The following is a 14,149-nucleotide window of genomic DNA, read 5'->3' as shown; positions in this document are numbered from 1 at the left end:
GCCTCGGTTAACGGTCGGCGATAATCACGTCGATCCCTAAATGGTGCAGCGCCTGCAGATAGTGTTGCGGAATGCGGCTGTCGGTGACCAGGCGGTGGATCTGGCCGATTTCGCGGATCATGCAAAAGCTGGTGCGGCCGAATTTGCTGGCGTCGGCGATGGCGATCACTTCGCGCGCCACCTCGCACATCACGCGGTTCAGCTGCGCTTCGCCCGGATCCGGCGTGGTGATGCCGCCCGCCAGATCGAAACCGTCGACGCCGAGAAACAGTTTGTCGAACCGGTATTGGCGCAGCTGCTGTTCGGCGGCGGGGCCGTACAGGGACCAGGCCTTGCGGCGCACGCTGCCGCCGACCACCATCAGATCGATCTGCTCGTTGTTGGCCAGCTCGAAGGCGATGTTCAGCGCGTTGGTCATCACCACCAGATCCTTTTTCCCCGCCAGCTGCGGCGCCATCTGGCTGGTGGTGGAGCCGGAGTCGAGGATGACGGCGTCGCCGTCTTCAATCAGCGCCGCTGCCGCGCAGGCGATGGCGTGTTTTACATCGCGATTGATGCGGCCCTTGTCCTGCAGCGGGCGATCGAAGGCGAACTGTTTGTTCAACATGGCGCCGCCGTAAGCGCGCACCGCGCAGCCGTGCTTTTCCAGCTGGCGCAGATCGCTGCGGATGGTGACGCTGGACACCGAAAACTGTTGGCTGAGCTGTTCCACGCGCACCGAGCCTTCGCGGCACAGCTGGTCGATAATTAATTCCCGGCGTTTTGCGGTATTGATCATTAACGCAGACTCCTGATTTACCTGTAGCCGTGCCCGACCGCGGCTTAATAAGCCGCAGCGATACCGACCGGAGCGCTTTCAGTTGTTCGTGGCGAATTACAGCAAACGAAACACTGAAATGCAATCGATTAATTTTAAAATATCTATATCTATCAGTTGGTTATATTTTATTTTGCTTTCGATTGAGCGGCAACCGAAAGCGGTGTCAACGCAAAGTGAAAACGGCAAATTCGTTATTTTTCAGTCGACAATTATCGCGATGGCTTTATTCGGCCCTGCGGCGGCGAAAGCCGCAGCGATAATTCGGCAGTCGCCGGGCTTTCACTGTTTTTTTATGCCGCCGCCTGTAATAGCGCCGCGCCGCGCACGCCGCTGCTGTCACCGTGCACTGGCGGGAATACCGCTGCCGGTTCCACGCCCGGCAGCAGCCAGCGCCGCATCGCCGTCGGCAGCAGCCGATACAGCTCGCCGACGTTCGACAACCCACCGCCCAACACGAAGGCATCGACGTCCAGCAGCAGCTGCAAACCGGCCAGCGCGCTGGCCAGAATGTCGACGTAGACGGTCATCAGCCACTGTGCGAGCGGATCCCCCGCGCGGTAGCTGGCGACCAGCGCCGGCACGTCGGCGGCGGGATGGGCAACGTGGCGGCTCAGCGCCAGCAGCCCGCTGCCGGAGACGTAGCGTTCAAAGCAGCCGATCAGCCCGCAGTTGCAACCGAACAGCGGCAGATCGTAACGCTGCGCCAGCTGGGCCGAGATCGGCATATGGCCCCATTCGCCCGCCAGCCCGTTGCGCCCCTTGTGCAATTGCCGGTTCACCACCAGACCACCGCCGGCGCCGGTGCCGATGATGGCGCCGAACACCAGCGGCAGATGGGCGGTTTGCGGCGTGCTGGCTTCCGACAGCGCGAAACAGCGGCAGTCGTTCTCGATGGCGATCGGCCGCGCCAGCGCCTGCGTCAAATCATCCGCCAGGCAATGCCCGGTCAGGCAGGGCACGTTGACCGCCAGCTGGCGGCGGCTGACGGGATCGGTGATCCCCGGCAGGCCGATGCCGATGCTGCCGCGCGTATGCAGCTCGCGGTCCGCCTGCTCGACCAGCCCGGCGATGCAGGCCACGAACTCGCCATAATCGCCGGTTGGGGTGCGCACGCGCTGAAGCAGTACCTGATTGAGCCGGCGATCGTAAGCGGCCATTTCGATCTTGGTGCCGCCGATGTCGAAACCGTAACGCATCTCTCTCGTGCTCATGGTCAGGCTCCGTTCAGGGCGATCACCGCCGCTTCGCGGCGCGCGCGTTCGGCGGCGAACACCATCAGGTGGCTCTCCAGCGCTTCCGCCGGGCCGGCCAGCACCTGGCTCGGATCGTTGGCGCGAATGGCCGCGATAAAGTGCTGCATCAGGTAGTAGTCGCCGCCGCCGTGGCCGGCCATGGCGTGCAGATCCTGGCCGGCGTCGGTGTCGTAATGCGTTTCGCCGTCGTCGAGGAACGAGGTGATGCGGATATGGCGGCCATCGCCCTCCAGGCAGCCGCGGCTGCCGAAGATGCGGGTGTGGCGATCTTCGTGGCGGGTAAAGGCCGTCATGGTGAACGACGCGGTGCGGCCGCCGGCGAACTGCATGTTGACCACCTGATGATCGACCACGTTATTGTCGCAGCGGTAGACGCAGCGGCCGTAGGGCCCGTCGCGCAGCGCCGCCCGCAGCGTCGTCTGGTCGGGTTCCGGCGTCAGCACGCGCAGAAAGCCGGGCGTGGCCTTGTGGTCGTCGCCCAGATAGATGCGTTTGGCGGAATAGGGGCAGGACGCCTCCACTGCGCAATCCAGGCAGTTGTCCGCCGCGCCGGCCGGTTGGTTTTCCCGGCGGAAGTGGCGCAGGTTACCGAAGGAGCTGACCTGCTCGCAGGGCTGTTCCATCACGTAGCGGATCCAATCGATGTCGTGGCAGGATTTCTGCAACAGCATAAACGCGGCCTGCCGATCGTTGCGCCAGTTGCCTCGCACGAAGGAGTGCGCCTGATGCCAGTAGCCGACCGGCTCCAGGTGTTGCAGGCTGACGATGTCACCGATCGCGCCGTCGCGCAGCAACTGCTTGAGCTTTTGGGTATAGCGGGTGTAACGCAGCACGTGGCCGACCGAGAAGATCAGCTTTTGGCGCACCACCTCGGCGACGATGGCGCGGCACTCGTCGGCGTCCGGCGACAGCGGCTTTTCCAGCAGCATGGCGTAGCCCTGGCGGGCGAAGGCCAGCGCCGGTTCCAGGTGCATCTGATCCTGAGTGCAGATCAGCACCGCGTCGGCCAGCTTGCCGGCATCGGCGGCCTGGCGCCAGTCGGTGAAGACGTTTTCCGGCGCGATGGCGTGCTGCGCCACGAACGGCTCGCGGTAGGCGTCGCGCGGTTCCGCCACCGCCACCACCTGCATCAAATCGGGGTGCGCCAGCGCATAGCGCGAGTAGATTTCACCGCGCGCGCCGGCGCCGACCACCAGCACCCGCACCGGGCGCTGGGCAACGTTGTTGGGTTGTGTTGACGACATTGCTGATACTCCGCTGTTGTTATTTGAGGTTTTGGCCGCTGAGCTCGTCGAACAAATGCGCACGCGTCAGATCGAATGCCAGATGAACGCTTTCGCCGAGACGCGGCTCCCAGTCCGGCAACGACGCCATGCGCAGCACGAAACGCAGGTCGGCCAGCTCACAGTGCAGCAGTTCTTCGTTGCCCATGCGCTCGATGGTGACGATCTGCGCCGGGAAGCAATTGGCGCTGCCGGGCGCGCACAGCCGCAGGGACTCCGGCCGGATACCGAGGCACACCCGCGCATGCGGATAGTCCGCCAACTGCCGTTGCAGCGCCGGCGGCAGCTCGAGCGGGTGCTGCAGGCCGATGCGCAGCCGCACCGTTTGGCCGTCGCGCACGATCGCCAGATCGTGCAAATTCATCGACGGGCTGCCGATAAACTCGGCAACGAAACGGTTGGCGGGGTGGTGGTACAGGTTGATCGGCTTATCCACCTGCATGATGGCGCCGCGGTTCATCACGCAAATGCGATCGCCCATGGTCATCGCCTCGACCTGATCGTGGGTGACGTACACCATGGTGGCGGCGGCGCCTTCCTGCTTCAGCTGGTTGTGCAGTTCGATCAGCTGCACGCGCATCGACACCCGCAGCTTGGCGTCGAGGTTGGACAGCGGCTCATCGAACAGGAACACTTTGGGCTTGCGCACGATGGCGCGGCCGACCGCCACCCGCTGGCACTGGCCGCCGGAGAGCTGGCCCGGCTTGCGCTGCAGCAGGTTGGTGATCTCCAGTTTTTCCGCCGCGTCGCGCACCCGGCGGTCGATCTCGGCCTTGCTCTCTTTGCCGATCAGGCCGAACGCCATGTTCTTGTACACCGTCATGTGCGGGTACAGCGCATAGTTCTGGAACACCATGGCGACGCCGCGATCCTTCGGCATGCTGTCGTTGACGCAGCGATCGTGGATCAGGATCTGCCCCTCGCTGACGCTCTCCAGCCCGGCGATCATCCGCAACAGGGTGGATTTGGCGCAGCCGGACGGGCCGACGAACACCATAAATTCCCCGTCCTCAATGTCCAGATTGACGCCGTGCAGCGCGTGGAAACCGTTGGGGTAGACTTTTTTAACGCTGTTTAACTGAATTCCGGCCATGTCGTTTACCTTGTCTGCGCGTTAGCCTTTCACCCCGGCGCTGGCGATGCCCTGGATGAAATAGCGTTGGAAAATAATGAACAGCATCAGCATCGGGATCACCGCCATCAGCGCCCCGGCCATCAGCAACGGGTATTCCACCCCGGCGCGGCTGGAGAGCGAGGCGAGGCCAACCGGCAGCGTCAGCTTCTCGGTGGTGGTATTGACGATCAGCGGCCACATCAGGTTGTTCCAGCTCCACAGACCGTTGATGATGACGCAGGCGATAATGCCCGGCCGGATCAGCGGCAGCATGATGCGCCAGAAGATGGCGAAGTAGCTGTAGCCGTCGATCAAGGCCGCTTCTTCCATCTCCTTCGGCACCGCCAGAAAGAACTGGCGCAGCAGGAAGGTAGCGTAGACGCTGAAAATACCCGGCAGCACCAGGCCGGTGATGCTGTTGACCAGCCCCAGCTTCTGTACCACCAGGAATTGCGGGATCAGAAACGCCTGGCCGGGCACCATCAGGATCGACACGCACACCAGAAACACCGCGTCGCGGCCGCGAAAATGCAGGCGCGAGAAGCCATAGGCGGCCAGGGTGGCGATCGCCATCTGCAGGGTGACGGTGAAGAAGGTCGCCAGCAGCGAGTTGAGATAAAAACCGGCGAACGGAATTTCGTGCATCACCCGGCCGTAGGCCTGCAGGCTGGGGTGCGCCGGCAGCAGCGTCAGCGGGATCTGGATGCTTTCGGCCTGGGTTTTCAACGAGGTCACCAGCATCCAGATAAAAGGCACGACCGAGGCCAGCGCCGCCAGCCCCATAAACAGGTACACCAGCGTTTTCTTGCTTGCGTTCATGAGCAGCTCCTCAGCTGACTTTCAGGCGCTTGCCGATCGCCATTTGAATCAGGGTGATCACCAGCGTGACGGCGAACAGCACCACGGTGATGGCGGAGGCGTAGCCTTTTTCCTGCAGGTAAAACGCGTACTTGTAGAACAGGTTGGTGACGGTCATCACGTCGTTTTCCACCAGCGCGCGGTCGAACATCAGGAACACCACGTCGAAGATTTGCAGGATCTCGATAAAGCTCATCACCGACACGAAAAACAGCGTCGGTACCATCATCGGCAGCGTGATGCAGAAGAAGCGCCGCAGGGTGCCGATACCGTCGATATCCGCCGCCTCATACAGCTGGCGCGGAATGCTCTGCAGCCCGGCCAGCAAAATGATGATCTTCAGCGCCAGCGACGACCAGATGATGATGATGGACACGCTGATGCGCACCACGTCCGGATCGGACAGCCAGGCGACCGGCGCAATGTGCAGCAGGCCCAGCGCCTGGTTGATCAGGCCGAAATCCTTGTTGAACAGCCATTGCCACACCATGGCCACCGCCGCGGGCATGGTGACCGCCGGCAGGAACAGCAGGGTGCGCAGCAGGCCTTTGCCACGGATGTTCTGGTTGAGGCCGATCGCCAGCAGCAGCGACAGGCTCAGACTGATCGGTACGCACACCACCACGTAGAACAGGGTGTTGGCGGCGGCGGTGTAGAAGTCGTCGTCTTCGAACAGGTTGAGATAGTTATCGACGCTGATGCTGCTCCAGCGCATGAACTGGTTCAGATCGGTAAAGCTGTAAAAAATGTTCTGCAAAAAGGGGACCAGGTAAAACACCGTGACCCCTAACAGCAGCGGCAGGATCATCACCCAGCCCCAGAAGCGTTCGGCGCGTTCGAGCCGATTGAGCGCGGGGCGGGCGGTGCGCCGGGATGATTTCAGGGTGACCGTAGCCGTTTCTGCCAGCGACATGTTGCCATTCCTCACCTATCACTTTCAGCGTGGGTCCACCGCGGCGCACGCTCGGGGCAGCGCGCCGCAGCGGGGCGATTACTGCTCCATGACGCGCGCGATCTTCTTGACCGACTTGTCCATTTCCTGCTTGGCGTCCGCGCCCATAAAGATTTTCTTCAGGCTGGCGATCCACATGTTCTGCCATTTCGGCGTATTGGTGCCGGCGGTGGGGTAAGCCTGGGTCACTTCAAGGGTCTGGATGTAAGGCGAGACGTCGACTTTCTGGATCTGCTGCGCCCAGACCTTGGCCGCCGTCTTGTTGGCCGGGATCACCACCTTGGCCAGCTCCGCCTGCGAGGCTTCGCTGCTCATGAAGGCGATATATTTCCAGGCGGCCTGCTTGTGGGCGCTTTTGGCCGACATGGCGAAGGCCAGGCTGTGCGCTACGCCGGACTGCCGTTCGATTTTCGGCATCATCACCACGCCGATGTGATCGTTGATCAGCGGGTTGTTGGCGAACGGCGCCGCCAGCCAGGAACCGGCATAGACCATCGCGGCGCGGTTGGACTGGAAGATGTTCTCGGTTTTGACTTCGCTCATTTGCTGGGCGCTCGGCATCAGGCCGTCTTTCATCATGCCCTGCAGCTGCTGGTAGACCCAGATGGATTTGTCGTTGGCGATGTCGGTGGGCTGGCCGTCTTTCGGCACGATGTGATTGCCGTTTTGGAACAGCAGGTTCATGTAGCTGTCCTGGCCGTCGATGCTGAGATCCATCACCAGCGGGAAGGCGGCGCCTTTCAACCCGTTTTTCAGCGCGGTAGCCTTGCTTTTCAGATCGTCCCAGCGCCAGTCGCTGGTGGGGTAGCTGACGCCGGCCTGATCGAACAGTTTTTTGTTGTACCACACGGCGATGGAGTCGACGTCGCGCGGAATGGCCATCTGTTGGCCGTCGTACTGGTAGGCTTTCACCGAACTGGCGACCACGTCGTCCAGTTTAAGGCCGCTGTCCTTAATATAGGGCGCCAGCGGCTCCATAATGCCGTTTTTGGCGTATTGCACAAAATAAGGCATATTGATCCAGAATATATCCGGCGCCACGCCGCCGGCGGCAGCAGAATCCAATTTAACGAAATACTGCGCAGAGGGCGTTAATTCTATTTCTATTTTTATATCCGGGTTGGCCTGTTCAAAGCGTTTGGCGATTTCCTGTTCGGCAGGTAATTGGTTCCTGTCCCAAACGGCATAGCGCAATGTTATTTTGTCTGCGGCGTGAAGCAGGGTGGGTAATAATAATGCGCTGGCAAGAATAGAGTGCGCCAGCAGGCGTCCGGTATTTTTTATCGGTGACATTGCTTTCCCCTCGGTGAGCGACGAATAACGTTTTTCGCAACGTAAATTCTTTCTATCCCTTAACTTTCAATGTGTCAATACACCCCCGAACGCCCAAAAATGGGGCGCTAATGTTTCATTGTTGTTAAAATCGAAAGGCTTTTACGGTCAAGTGAAAGGTGGGTTTATTCACATTTCGTTAACCTTTTGGTGGGTTTTCTCCCTGCTGCCGCGGCATTTAGCGGCCCTCGCAGGCATAGGAATAACTGATAACCCTTGCACCATAATGGGGATTAAAAACATTTTTATTGTGCAAGTATCAGCTTCTTTCATTTTTGTGATGCAAATAAACAAAAAAATCGGGTTGCGGCAGTCAAAGAAGGGCGTGGGAACGATTTTTATTACCGGCTATTGTCTGTGGCGATAAAAGGCGCTAGCCTGAATTTCACCGTGTTTATTCGTCCAAAATAAAGAGGGCAGAACATTATGCACCTGTCTCTGGTATTTACCCATTGCCTGGAGAAAGTATTTCACCGCCACAGCGTGCCATCTATTTCCGTGGAGGAACGGCTGAGCGGGTTAAATAACGAGGTGCTTTCCTGGCAGGCGGTGTACTGTTTGCAAACGCCGGGTAACGAAACCCGCCATGAGCTGTGTTATCAACTCGACGGGCCGCTGGCGGAGTATATCAGCGTGCGCCAGGTGCAATCGGTGCCGAGCGGGTTTCCCTGTTATCGCGAGACCGACGAGAATTACCTGACGACCGAGCCGGGCTTATTTCCCGATCCGCTGATACCGCTGCCGCAACGGCGTTTTTTCGCCGCCTGCCGCTATTATGGCAGCCTGTGGTTGACCCTGACGCCGCCGGCCGACGCGCAACTGGCCGGCGACTTTCCGTTGACCCTGCGGCTGCTGGATGCCCAGAGCGGCGAGGCGCTGGCCGAGGCCACGCTGACGCTGCATCTGGTGCCGGTGGCGTTGCCGCCGCAAACGCTGTTGCACACCGAGTGGTTGCACACCGACTGCCTGGCGGATTACTACCGTCTGGCGGTGTTCAGCCCGGATTACTGGCGCGCGGTGCGCCACTTTGTGCGCTGTGCGGTGCGGGCCGGGGTCAATATGCTGCTGACGCCGCTGTTTACGCCGCCGCTGGATACCGCCGTCGGCGGTGAGCGCACCACGGTGCAGCTGGTGAGGGTGACGCGATCGGCGCAGGGGTATGGCTTCGATTTCAGCCGCCTGGCGCAGTGGGTGGCGCTGGCGCAGGAAGAGGGCATCGAGCACTTCGAAATCGCGCCGCTGTTTACCCAATGGGGCGCGGCGTATGCACCGAAGATCGAGGTGGAAGAGCAGGGTGAGCCACAACGGCTGTTCGGCTGGCATACCGATGCGCAGGGCGAAGCGTATCAGCGTTTTCTGCAGGCGCTGCTGCCGGCGTTGACCGCCTGGTTCCGCGAACGAGGGCTGGAACGGCAGGTATGGTTCCATGTTTCCGATGAGCCGACGCTGGACAACCTGGCGGCCTACCGGCGCGCCGCCGCCGCGCTGCGGCCGCTGCTGGACGGCTTCCGCACCTTCGACGCGCTGTCGGATTTCGCTTTCTATCAGCAAGGCCTGGTGGAAACCCCGGTCGCCGCGACCGACCATATCGATCCCTTTATTGAACACCGGGTGCCCGGCCTGTGGGCCTATTACTGCTGCGTGCAGAAGACCGAGGTCGCCAATCGGTTCTTCGCCCAGCCTTCGGCGCGCAACCGCATATTGGGCGTGCAGCTGTATCTGTACCGCATCGCCGGCTTCCTGCATTGGGGATTCAACTTCTATAACAGCGCCCATTCGCGCGAGCGCATCAATCCGTACGCGGTGACCGACAGCGGCCATGCGTTTCCCTCCGGCGATCCGTTCGTGGTCTATCCGGGCGAGGATCTGCAGCCGGTGGAGTCGCTGCGTTTGCGGGTGCTGCACCAGGGGCTGCAGGACATGCGCGCGCTGCAGCTGCTGGAGAGCCTGACCGACCGGGCGACGGTGGAGGCGCTGATCGAACGCGAGCTGGGCATGCGCATCACCTTCAGGCGTTATCCGCACCAGGCGGGGCCGCTGCTGCGTCTGCGCGAAACGGTGAACCGCCGCATCGAAGCGTTGCTGGCGCCGATGTGAGGGCAAGTGGGGGCGAAAATGCGTCTTTCGCCCCCAAATCGCCATTACTTTGCTATACCTGATAGTCGATGGATTCATTTTATTGTCATGTAACTGACACGTCAGAGTCACGGCTCTGGCTTAAGTTTGCAGCGACTACGTCAGGAGATAACGCGATGTTCAGCCTGGATTCTCTGTTGCAAGATGCATTTCCACACCGCAATACCCCTGCCTGGCAGCGCAGCCTGCTAAGAACCCTTCTCTTCGAAAAAGAATTCAAACAGTTCGCCGCCGACTATCCCCACCTGAAAGGGCTCGATCTGATCGAGCAGGTGGTGGACTACTTCAACCTCAGCTGCGAGCTGGTGGACGGCGATCTGGAAAACATTCCGAGCCAGGGGCCAGTGGTGCTCGTCGCCAATCACCCGATCGGCTCGCTCGACGGCCTGGTGCTGCTGCGTGCCGTCGCAGCGGTGCGTCCGGATGTGAAAGTGGTGGCCAGCCAACTGCTGACCTACATCGAACCGCTGCGCAACCTGTTCGTGCCGGTGGATAACGTCGCTTATAAAACCAGCCGCAAGCAGATTGAAGGCATGCAGCAGCAGCTGGACAATCAGGGCGCGCTGATCCTGTTCCCGGCCGGAGAAGTGTCGCGCATGAGCCCGAAGGGTATACGCGACGGCCACTGGCATACCGGCTTTCTGCGCCTGGCCGCCAAGGCGCGCGCGCCGATCGTGCCAATCCACATCAGCGCGCGCAACAGCAACCTGTTCTACTTTACCTCGCTGGTTTACCGGCCGCTGTCGACGCTGCTGCTGGTGCGTGAAATGTTCCAGCAGCGGGGCGGACGCATCAAGATCCGCGTCGGCGGCCGTGTGCCGTTCGCCAGCTGGCACGACGGCCACACCAGCGCCAAGGATCTGGCGGAGCGTTTTCGCCGCCACGTGTATCGCCTGGGCCAGGGCAAACCGGGGCTGTTCGCCAGCGAGTCGCCGATCGCGCTGCCGGAAGAGCGTCTGGAGCTGAAAAAGGCGTTGGCGAACTGCGAACGGTTGGGGGTAACGCCGGACGGTAAAACCATCTACCTCTATCGCCGCCGCGACGAAGCGCGCACGCCGATCCTGCGCGAGCTGGGGCGTCTGCGCGAGATCGCCTTCCGCGCGGTAGGGGAAGGTTCCGGTCGCCGCCGCGATCTGGACAGCTACGACGACGACTATTATCACCTGGTGCTGTGGGATGAGGAGGAGCTGGAGATCGTCGGCGCCTATCGCTTTATCCCCACCGCCGAACAAATCGAACGCAAAGGGCTGGAAAGCATCTACAGCAACAGCCTGTTCCACTACGACCGCGATATGGAACCGATCCTGGCACAGGGCATCGAGCTGGGGCGCAGCTTCATTCAGCCGGCCTATTGGGGCAAGCGCGGGCTGGACTATTTGTGGCTGGGCATCGGCGCCTACCTGTCGAAATACCCGCAGTATCGCTATCTGTTCGGCCCGGTGTCGATCTCCGGCGGCATGCCGCTGGCGGCGCGCGATTTGCTGATCGCCTTCTATCGGCTCTATTTCTCGCCGGATCACGCGTTCGCGCAGTCGCGTCGGCCTTATCCGGCATCGCTGCCGCAGGTGCTGGCGCAGTTTGCCGGGGACAACTACCAGGAAGATCTGGTGCGGCTGAAGAGCCTGCTCAGCAACATCGGCTGCTCGATCCCGACGCTGTACAAGCAGTACACCGAATTGTGCGAGCCGGGCGGGGTGCAGTTTATCGACTTCGGCACCGATCCGGCGTTCAACAACTGCATCGACGGGCTGGTGCTGGTGGATACCACGCGGCTCAAGCCGTCGCGGTATCAGCGTTATATCGCGGTGCACCAGCCGCAGCCAGCCGAGACGGCATGACTACAGTCTGACTCATGCCTTTTTGATCTAAGCACGACCTTGGGGCCGGCGACGGGATAGCGCTACGATAAACGCTTTGCTTTCCACCGCCGGAGCCCGTCATGCCTCACTCGTTTATCCCGCCGTTATTGTCCGCCGATGAACCTTCTGCCGCTGCCGTTGAAATCCCGCGCGGCAAAGCGCCCTTTTTGCTGCTGTGCGATCACGCCGGCAAGGCGATACCGCAATCCCTCGGCGATCTCGGTTTGCCGCCGGGGGAGATCGAACGCCACATCGGCTGGGATATCGGCGCGCTGTGCGTGTCGCGCCATCTGAGCCGTCAGCTGGACGCCACGCTGATCCACCAGCGTTACTCACGGCTGGTGATCGACTGCAACCGGGCACCCGGGATCGCCAGCTCGATCCCGCATTTGTCCGAGCTGACGCCGATCCCCGGCAATATCGGTATCGACGCCGAACACGCGCTGGCGCGCGAGCGCGAGGTGTTTTTGCCGTATCACCACGCCATCGACGATCATCTGGGGCAACGCCAACTGCGCGAACTGCCGACGGCGGTGATCGCCATGCACAGTTTTACGCCGGTGTTCAAAGGGGCATCGCGCCCCTGGCAGGTGGGGCTGCTGTTTAACCGCTACCCGGAATTTGCCCATCTGCTGGCCGAGTTGTTGCGCGAAGAGGGGGATTTGCAGGTGGGGATCAACGAACCCTATGCGATGACCGACGCCACTGACTACACGTTGCCGGTCCACGCAGAACGTCGCGGTTTGCCTTATGTCGGCATCGAAATCCGCCAGGATCTGATCGCCGACGAACGCGGGCAACAGGCGTGGGCGAAACGTTTCGCACGCCTGTTGCCGCAGGCTTGGCAGCGTTGGCAAATTTGACTTTAGGAATATTCCCAGAGATGATAACCGTAAGGAATACGTAATACGTCATTAGAAAAAAAGTCAGGAGAGACGTGTGGAGCACAGCGATAACGGACTGTTTATCAAACGGGAGCGTTTTGAAGTTCTGGCGATTCTGCGTGAAATTTGCAAACAACGCACGCCGCTGCGCGTAGAAAATCAGCAGCACCGGTTTCAAAGTCTGTTATTGAGCGTCGGGCCGGACAATATCGTGTTTAGCGGTGAGGAGGCGGAAAACGCCATCGACGGCGCCTGCACCATCGTGATTGAAAGCAACGACGCCAAAATCGAGTTTTCCGTCGGCCAGGCGGAACTGACCGAACATCAGGGCGTCCAGGCCTGCTCGACCCGGCTGCCGCAGGAGTTGGTCTACATCCAGCGCCGTCGCCAGTTCCGCATCACCACACCGCACTGGCGCCAATTCTTCTGTACCGGCGAATACCCGGACGGCACGCCTTATGAGCTGCGGATCCACGATCTGTCCGCCGGCGGCGTCGGTTTGCGTTTCGACGGCCCGCTGCCGGATTTCTTTCAGCCGGGTCTGCAGTTCAAGAAAGCGGAGTTGGATCTGGGCAGCTACGGCAGCTTCAAGGTCAACATGGAGCTGGTGGTGGTCAACGACGATCAGGAAACCGACGATAACGACCAGGTGGTGCACTTCTCGCGCCTGTCGTGCCGCTTCCTCAAGCTGGGGCTGGCGATGGAGCGCAAAATTCAGAGCGCGGTGTTCGCCTTCGAGCTGGATTTCAACAAAAAGAAAAAACGCTGATATTTATCAGGGGCGGCACGCTGCCCCTGACTCTCCACAGGCCTTACGGTTTTAACGCCCGCAGGCTGCCGATTTCTTCCCAACCGAAATGCGCCGCTTCGGCCAGCACGTCGCACACTTCGCCGCCGGCGGCGACCACGGCTGCGTCGAGCGCGGCGCCGTGCAGCAGATGGCTGACCAGCAAGGCGGCGAACAGATCGCCGGTGCCTTTGACCGCCGATTTCACCTTCGGATGGGTAAAGCACTGCGTTTCCTGCCGGGTGACCAGCATCAATCCCACCTCGTCTTCGTGCTGCGCGACGCCCGGCGCGCTGGTGACCAGCACCCATTCGGTGGTGTCGTTCAACAGCGCCTGCGCGGCGTGCTGCGTCTGCTCTTGGCTGCTCAGTTGCCGGCCGCACAGCTGTTCCAGTTCGAAGCCGTTCGGCGTCAGGCCGTTGGCCAGCCGCAGGAACGGCGAGCGATAGCAGCTGACGATGCGCTCATCCACGTAGATCCCTTCGCCGTAATCGCCCATCACCGGATCGATATAGATTTTTATTTGGGGATTGATCGAGCGCACCCGCTGCAGCCAGTTGGCCAGAATATGGCACTGCATCGCGTCGCCCAGGTAGCCGACAATCACCGCCCGGGTGCGCTTCATCACGCCACGGGCGATCAGATCGTCGAGAAAGCCGCCGAACCACTCGCCGGAGATGACGCCGCCGTGCGGCTTGCCGTAATAGGGCGGGCAGCCGAACAGTACGCTAGGCACCTGCAGCGCTTCCAGCCCCTTTTTCAACAGGGCGCGGTAGGCGATACCGTTGCCGACGCTGCCGTAGACCACCTGAGATTGAATGCTGATCACATCGATGGACGGTGATCGCAAGGGAGCAGTTTGTTGCATGAG

The 14,149-nt window shown here is 61.0% G+C and carries 12 protein-coding genes; 4 read left to right on the top strand and 8 right to left on the bottom strand.

Annotation, left to right across the window (positions count from 1 at the left end; translation table 11 throughout):
- Positions 1-7: 7 nt before the first annotated feature.
- From agaR to QDT79_RS16820, 7 genes are all read right to left on the bottom strand, one after another.
- Complete coding sequence (gene agaR, locus QDT79_RS16850; RefSeq protein WP_308316803.1) at positions 8-778, bottom strand: transcriptional repressor AgaR; 771 nt, start codon at positions 776-778, stop codon at positions 8-10.
- A 332-nt stretch (positions 779-1,110) separates the two neighbouring features.
- Positions 1,111-2,016 carry an ROK family protein gene (locus tag QDT79_RS16845; protein WP_063989982.1) on the bottom strand — a complete coding sequence of 302 codons (906 nt, stop codon included), beginning with the start codon at positions 2,014-2,016 and terminating at the stop codon, positions 1,111-1,113.
- A 17-nt stretch (positions 2,017-2,033) separates the two neighbouring features.
- Positions 2,034-3,317, bottom strand: a complete 1,284-nt coding sequence (locus QDT79_RS16840) for a Gfo/Idh/MocA family protein (protein WP_107226266.1) — start codon at positions 3,315-3,317, stop codon at positions 2,034-2,036.
- Positions 3,318-3,336: 19 nt separating this feature from the next.
- Positions 3,337-4,449 carry an ABC transporter ATP-binding protein gene (locus QDT79_RS16835; protein WP_060439858.1) on the bottom strand — a complete coding sequence of 371 codons (1,113 nt, stop codon included), beginning with the start codon at positions 4,447-4,449 and terminating at the stop codon, positions 3,337-3,339.
- Between the two features lie 21 nt (positions 4,450-4,470).
- Positions 4,471-5,289, bottom strand: coding sequence for a carbohydrate ABC transporter permease (locus QDT79_RS16830; RefSeq protein WP_004938251.1), 819 nt, complete (start codon positions 5,287-5,289; stop codon positions 4,471-4,473).
- Between the two features lie 10 nt (positions 5,290-5,299).
- Positions 5,300-6,241 (bottom strand): carbohydrate ABC transporter permease, encoded by a 942-nt coding sequence (locus QDT79_RS16825; RefSeq protein WP_063989980.1) that lies wholly within the window; start codon positions 6,239-6,241, stop codon positions 5,300-5,302.
- A 78-nt stretch (positions 6,242-6,319) separates the two neighbouring features.
- Positions 6,320-7,573 (bottom strand): ABC transporter substrate-binding protein, encoded by a 1,254-nt coding sequence (locus QDT79_RS16820; RefSeq protein WP_130017403.1) that lies wholly within the window; start codon positions 7,571-7,573, stop codon positions 6,320-6,322.
- 465 nt (positions 7,574-8,038) lie between these two features.
- Between QDT79_RS16820 and QDT79_RS16815 the strand changes: the two genes are divergently transcribed.
- The 4 genes from QDT79_RS16815 (at position 8,039) to QDT79_RS16800 (ending at position 13,260) form a co-directional block, all read left to right on the top strand.
- Positions 8,039-9,709 (top strand): DUF4091 domain-containing protein, encoded by a 1,671-nt coding sequence (locus QDT79_RS16815; protein WP_308316802.1) that lies wholly within the window; start codon positions 8,039-8,041, stop codon positions 9,707-9,709.
- Positions 9,710-9,864: 155 nt separating this feature from the next.
- Positions 9,865-11,586, top strand: coding sequence for an ornithine lipid synthase OlsF (gene olsF / locus QDT79_RS16810; RefSeq protein ID WP_025302952.1), 1,722 nt, complete (start codon positions 9,865-9,867; stop codon positions 11,584-11,586).
- A gap of 101 nt (positions 11,587-11,687) precedes the next feature.
- Positions 11,688-12,470 (top strand): N-formylglutamate amidohydrolase, encoded by a 783-nt coding sequence (locus QDT79_RS16805; protein ID WP_063989977.1) that lies wholly within the window; start codon positions 11,688-11,690, stop codon positions 12,468-12,470.
- 76 nt (positions 12,471-12,546) lie between these two features.
- Positions 12,547-13,260: a flagellar brake protein gene (locus QDT79_RS16800; RefSeq protein WP_025302950.1), complete on the top strand. Its 714-nt coding sequence runs from the start codon at positions 12,547-12,549 to the stop codon at positions 13,258-13,260.
- Positions 13,261-13,303: 43 nt separating this feature from the next.
- On the opposite strand, the gene pdxY is transcribed toward QDT79_RS16800, so the two are convergent.
- Positions 13,304-14,146, bottom strand: a complete 843-nt coding sequence (pdxY, locus tag QDT79_RS16795) for a pyridoxal kinase (RefSeq protein ID WP_063989976.1) — start codon at positions 14,144-14,146, stop codon at positions 13,304-13,306.
- Between the last annotated feature and the right edge of the window lie 3 nt (positions 14,147-14,149).

Source organism: Serratia marcescens, from assembly GCF_029846115.1.
In the GTDB taxonomy this organism is placed as follows: domain Bacteria; phylum Pseudomonadota; class Gammaproteobacteria; order Enterobacterales; family Enterobacteriaceae; genus Serratia; species Serratia marcescens_L.
Note: the sequence above shows the minus strand (reverse complement) of the source record. Positions and strands in the feature narration are given on the sequence as shown.

Bases quoted from the DNA above. Each gene is read 5' to 3' on its own strand.
- agaR (WP_308316803.1), bottom strand. From the start codon at position 778: ATGATCAATACCGCAAAACGCCGGGAATTAATTATCGACCAGCTGTGC.
- QDT79_RS16845 (WP_063989982.1), bottom strand. From the start codon at position 2,016: ATGCGTTACGGTTTCGACATCGGCGGCACCAAGATCGAAATGGCCGCT.
- QDT79_RS16840 (WP_107226266.1), bottom strand. From the start codon at position 3,317: ATGTCGTCAACACAACCCAACAACGTTGCCCAGCGCCCGGTGCGGGTG.
- QDT79_RS16835 (WP_060439858.1), bottom strand. From the start codon at position 4,449: ATGGCCGGAATTCAGTTAAACAGCGTTAAAAAAGTCTACCCCAACGGT.
- QDT79_RS16830 (WP_004938251.1), bottom strand. From the start codon at position 5,289: ATGAACGCAAGCAAGAAAACGCTGGTGTACCTGTTTATGGGGCTGGCG.
- QDT79_RS16825 (WP_063989980.1), bottom strand. From the start codon at position 6,241: ATGTCGCTGGCAGAAACGGCTACGGTCACCCTGAAATCATCCCGGCGC.
- QDT79_RS16820 (WP_130017403.1), bottom strand. From the start codon at position 7,573: ATGTCACCGATAAAAAATACCGGACGCCTGCTGGCGCACTCTATTCTT.
- QDT79_RS16815 (WP_308316802.1), top strand. From the start codon at position 8,039: ATGCACCTGTCTCTGGTATTTACCCATTGCCTGGAGAAAGTATTTCAC.
- olsF (WP_025302952.1), top strand. From the start codon at position 9,865: ATGTTCAGCCTGGATTCTCTGTTGCAAGATGCATTTCCACACCGCAAT.
- QDT79_RS16805 (WP_063989977.1), top strand. From the start codon at position 11,688: ATGCCTCACTCGTTTATCCCGCCGTTATTGTCCGCCGATGAACCTTCT.
- pdxY (WP_063989976.1), bottom strand. From the start codon at position 14,146: ATGCAACAAACTGCTCCCTTGCGATCACCGTCCATCGATGTGATCAGC.